Annotated in this window: 1 protein-coding gene and 1 rRNA gene; one reads left to right on the forward strand and one right to left on the reverse strand. The window is 67.8% G+C overall.

Annotated features, from left to right (window positions below; all coding sequences use genetic code 11):
* The first annotated feature begins 209 nt into the window (after window positions 1-209).
* Window positions 210-326 (forward strand): 5S ribosomal RNA (rrf, locus tag SSOG_RS26915).
* Between the two features lie 295 nt (window positions 327-621).
* Here the strand turns inward: rrf and SSOG_RS26920 are convergent.
* On the reverse strand, window positions 622-1,670 hold a 1,049-nt coding region (locus SSOG_RS26920), incomplete at its 5' end, for a DUF7847 domain-containing protein (protein WP_009717419.1).

Here is a 1,670-nt window from a genome sequence, read left to right on the forward strand (position 1 = left end):
GCCTGCTTCGAGATGAGGGCTCCCACCCCCTTGAGGGGTTAAGGCTCCCAGTAGACGACTGGGTTGATAGGCCAGATATGGAAGCCGGGTGACCGGTGGAGTTGACTGGTACTAATAGGCCGAGGGCTTGTCCTCAGTTGCTCGCGTCCACTGTGTTGGTTCTGAAATAACGAACTGTGTTCTTTTCCGGTTTGTTTGTTTCATAGTGTTTCGGTGGTCATTGCGTTAGGGAAACGCCCGGTTACATTTCGAACCCGGAAGCTAAGCCTTTCAGCGCCGATGGTACTGCAGGGGGGACCCTGTGGGAGAGTAGGACGCCGCCGAACAATCTTTAGCCTCGGTCCCGAGCATTTCATGCTCGGGGCCGAGGCATTTTTGCGTTCAGCGCCAGCTCAGCGCTGTCTGGCTGTCTGCTGTCCGTCACCGGATCGAGTGAAACGGGGCTGCGGCCCTGGCGTGGCGACTGCGGGACCGCTCAGAATCGCCAGCAGGAGGGGCGAGGAGAAGCGGGGGGTGTCCATGGGGCTGCTGCTCGGAGCGCAGGCTGGGAGGGCGGTGAAGGCGGCGTCAGGGCCCGTTATGGGGCCGGCTCTGACGCCACCATCCGCCGCCATCACCACATCAGTTGCCGCAGTCGGCGGCACGGGCGAGTTCGAGGTCGAGTGCCTCGCGGCGGATGCGCTGGTCCATGTAGAGGAGAGCGGTAACGCCTGCGCTGATCGGAAAGGTGATGGCCGAGCTGATCACCCCGCCGATGCCGACGACGATCAGAAAGGCCCAGCCGACGGAGACGGACTCGCCGGACAGGTAGTCGATGGCGCTGTCCCCGCCGAACGCCATCGCGACCGCGCTGGTCGGCACCTCGACGATGGCGGCCACGATGAAGACCAGAACGATGGACAGCAGCTGGATGCCGAAGACGCGCCACCACGCGCCGCGTACGAGCTTGGCGGAGCGACGCAGGGCAGAGATGATTCCCTGCTTCTCCAGCATCAGCGCGGGGGCGGCGAGGCTGAAGCGGACCCAGAGCCAGATGGCGACGCCCGTGCCCGCGAGTGCTCCGAGCGAGGCGAGTGCCGCGCCTTCGCTGCCCACGCCGACCGCTGCGAGGAGCATTCCCGGAGCCATGCCCAGGCCGATGACGGCCGCGGCGATGGCGGGGATGAGCAGGAGCAGACCGCACAGCTGAAGCAGGCGCGGGCGGGCACCGCCCCAAGCCTCGCCGGTGGACACGGGGCGGCCGAGGACCGCCCGGGCGGTGACCATGGTCAGCAGGGCGGTGGTGACGATGGTGCCCAGCACGCCGACGAGCATGGTGACCGAGCTGCTGCCCAGGGCGTTGCGGACGGTCTCCAGGGCCTCCCCGAGGGTGGGGTCCGGGTTGTCGACCGTGCCGGTTCCGGAGGTGGTGCGGAACCACAAACCGGTGACGACGGTGATCAGCCCCTGGGCCACCACCGAGACCGCGAGCGAGATGCCGATGACCGTGCGCCAGTGGGTGCGCATGGTGGCGACCGCGCCGTCGAGGATCTCGCTCACAGCGAGCGGCCGCAGCGGGATGACGCCGGGGCGGGGCGCGGGGGGCGGCTGTCGCCAACCAGTGCCCCAGCCTCCGCCGTTCGCCGGTCCGGCCGGGTGCGGGGGCGGGGTGGAAATGCCGCCGTGAGGGG

Source organism: Streptomyces himastatinicus ATCC 53653, from assembly GCF_000158915.1.
Classification (GTDB): Bacteria; Actinomycetota; Actinomycetes; order Streptomycetales; family Streptomycetaceae; genus Streptomyces; species Streptomyces himastatinicus.